The sequence below is a fragment of the Pseudomonas sp. Sample_9 genome, assembly GCF_004307535.1.
GTDB lineage: Bacteria > Pseudomonadota > Gammaproteobacteria > Pseudomonadales > Pseudomonadaceae > Aquipseudomonas > Aquipseudomonas mercuritolerans.
Genome location: NZ_RAZO01000462.1, coordinates 1 through 3,267, shown reverse-complemented (window position 1 = coordinate 3,267; position 3,267 = coordinate 1). Strand labels below are relative to the sequence as shown.

The following is a 3,267-nucleotide window of genomic DNA, read 5'->3' as shown; positions in this document are numbered from 1 at the left end:
TGAGGTTAGAGATGTCCCAGGCTGAAAAAATCGTTATCACAGGCAGCCCTCTGCGTTGGCAGGACGTGGTCGCTGTCGCCCGTCACGGTGTGCCGCTGGATCTGTCCAGCGACACCTGGGCGCGCATCGACAACGCTCAGGCCATCGTTCAGCGCATCGTCGCCAGCGGCGAGCGCGCCTATGGCGTCAACACCGGTCTGGGCGGTCTGTCCAACGTCTCGCTGCAAGACGAACAGCTCAGCCAGCTCTCGCGCAACACCTTGCTCAGCCATGCCTGCGGTGTCGGCCCGGTGCTCAGCGACGAGCAGACCCGCGCAATCATCTGCGCCGCGATTCACAACTACAGCCACGGCAAATCCGGCCTGCATCGGCGCGTGGTCGAAGGGCTGCTGGCGCTGCTCAATCGCGGCATCACTCCGCAGGTGCCGTCGCAGGGTTCGGTGGGTTATCTGACGCACATGGCGCACATCGGCATCGCGTTGCTCGGCGTCGGTAATGTCAGCTATCGCGGGCAGATCACCTCGGCGCAACAGGCGTTGGCCGAAGAAGGCCTGCAACCAGTGCAACTCGGTGCGAAGGATGGCTTGTGTCTGGTCAATGGCACGCCGTGCATGACCGGCCTCAGTTGCCTGGCGATTGCCGACGCTACGCGGCTGTTGCAATGGGCCGACGTCATCGGCGCGATGAGTTTCGAAGCCCAGCGCGGCCAGATCGATGCGTTCGATGCCGAGATCATTGCACTCAAGCCGCATCCGGGCATGCAGCAGGTTGGCGAAAATCTGCGTGCATTACTCGATGGCAGCCAAGTGATCGCCGCAAGCAAAGGCATTCGCACTCAGGATGCGCTGAGCATCCGCTCGATCCCGCAGGTCCACGGCGCCGCCCGTGATCAACTGAAGCATGCGATCAAACAGGTCGAAGCCGAACTCAACGGCTGCACCGACAACCCGTTACTGCTGGGCACACCGGACAATTTCCGGGTGATGTCGCAGGCCAACCCCCACGGTCAATCCGTGGCGATGGCGGCGGATCTGCTGGCGATTGCCATGGCCGAAATCGGCTCGATTGCCGAGCGTCGTCTCGATCGTCTGGTCAACCCGCACGTCAGCGGTCTGTCGGCGTTTCTGGTGGCCAATCCCGGGGTCAACTCGGGGATGATGATCGTGCAATACGTCGCCGCCTCGCTGTGTGCGGAAAACCGTCAATTGGCGCAACCGGCGGTACTCGACAACTACATCACCTCGGGCCTGCAGGAAGATCACCTGAGCATGGGCACCAACGCCGCGCTGAAGCTGCATCGCGCGCTGGAAAACTGCACGCAGATCCTCGCGATTGAATACCTGCTGGCGGCGCAGGCGTTTGAATTCCTCAAGGAACAGCGCTTTGGCGTGGGCACTGACCGCGCGTGGAAACTGCTGCGCGCAACGGTCCCCGCCTACGATCAGGATCGCTGGCTGGCGCCGGATATCGCTGCCGCTGCGACCGTATTGAAAGACCCGAATCTGCCGCACAACGTTCTCCCGAATTTGTACTGACAACTACCCATACCAGCGTGCCAAGGCGTGGATCGTTCACAAGACGAGAAGCGACGGATAACGGAATGCTCCGGAGCGACTGGTAGTTAATAACAATGCCTGACAGGAGCATTTTAATGACTGCGCTGAACCTGATCCCCGGCCAACTGAGCCTGGCCCAACTGCGTGACGTCTACCAGCATCCGGTCACACTGACTCTCGACAACAGCGCCAGCGCGCAGATCGAGGCCAGCGTCGCCTGTGTCGAGCAGATCCTCGCCGAGAACCGCACCGCCTATGGCATCAACACCGGTTTCGGTCTGCTGGCCTCGACGCGCATCGCCAGCGAAGACCTGGAGAACCTGCAGCGTTCGCTGGTGCTCTCGCACGCGGCCGGCGTCGGCCAGCCGATCAGCGATGACCTTGTACGACTGATCATGGTGCTCAAGGTCAACAGCCTCAGCCGGGGTTTCTCCGGCATCCGTCGGCAGGTGATCGATGCGCTGATCGCGCTGATCAATGCCGAGGTCTATCCGCACATTCCGCTGAAAGGTTCGGTCGGTGCGTCGGGGGATCTGGCGCCGTTGGCGCACATGTCGCTGGTGCTGCTGGGCGAGGGCAAGGCCCGCTACAAGGGCGAATGGCTTGAGGCCACCGAAGCGCTGAAAGTCGCCGGCCTGGCGCCGCTGACGTTAGCGGCTAAAGAAGGTCTGGCGCTGCTCAACGGTACTCAGGTTTCCACAGCGTTTGCCCTGCGCGGTTTGTTCGAAGGCGAGGATCTGTTTGCCGGTGCAGTGGCGCTGGGCAGTCTTACTGTTGAAGCCGTGCTCGGTTCGCGTTCGCCGTTCGACGCGCGCATTCATGCCGCACGTGGGCAGAAAGGGCAGATCGACGCCGCTGCGGCTTATCGCGATCTGCTCGGTGAGCGCAGCGAAGTCTCCGCCTCGCACCAGAATTGCGACAAGGTCCAGGACCCGTACTCGCTGCGCTGCCAGCCGCAAGTCATGGGCGCCTGCCTGACCCAGTTCCGTCAGGCCGCTGAAGTGCTGGCGGTCGAAGCCAACGCGGTTTCCGACAACCCGCTGGTATTCGCCGCTGAAGGCGACGTGATTTCCGGCGGCAACTTCCACGCCGAACCAGTGGCTATGGCCGCTGACAACATGGCCCTGGCCATCGCTGAAATCGGCTCGCTGAGCGAGCGGCGCATCTCGCTGATGATGGACAAGCATATGTCGCAGCTGCCGCCGTTCCTCGTCGGCAATGGTGGGGTGAACTCCGGTTTCATGATCGCCCAGGTCACCGCTGCGGCGTTGGCCAGCGAAAACAAGGCGCTGTCCCATCCGCATTCGGTGGACAGCCTGCCGACCTCGGCCAACCAGGAAGACCATGTATCGATGGCCCCGGCGGCGGGTAAGCGTCTGTGGGAAATGGCCGAGAACACTCGCGGCATTCTCGCCGTGGAATGGCTGGCGGCGGTGCAGGGCCTGGATCTGCGCAACGGTCTGAAGACCTCGCCGAAGCTGGAACAGGCACGGGCGATTTTGCGCAAGGAAGTGCCGTTCTATGAAAAGGACCGCTTCTTTGCGCCGGACATCAATGCGGCGACGCAATTGCTGGCGTCGCGGTGTTTGACCGAGCTGGTTCCGGCGAAGCTTTTGCCGAGCCTTTAACCCTACCCACTGATCGTTCCCACGCTCTGCGTGGGAATGCCTCAAGGGACGCTCCGCGTCCAGTGACGCGGAGCGTCACGGGC

At 62.4% G+C, this 3,267-nt stretch carries 2 protein-coding genes; both read left to right on the top strand.

All coding sequences use genetic code 11. The features are described from left to right. Positions 1 to 11 precede the first annotated feature (11 nt). Positions 12 to 1,535, top strand: coding sequence for a histidine ammonia-lyase (hutH, locus tag D6877_RS26390; RefSeq protein ID WP_130912614.1), 1,524 nt, complete (start codon positions 12 to 14; stop codon positions 1,533 to 1,535). A 116-nt stretch (positions 1,536 to 1,651) separates the two neighbouring features. Beyond that, on the top strand, positions 1,652 to 3,184 hold the full coding sequence (gene hutH, locus D6877_RS26385) for a histidine ammonia-lyase (protein WP_130912613.1): 1,533 nt from the start codon (positions 1,652 to 1,654) through the stop codon (positions 3,182 to 3,184). Positions 3,185 to 3,267: the final 83 nt, after the last annotated feature.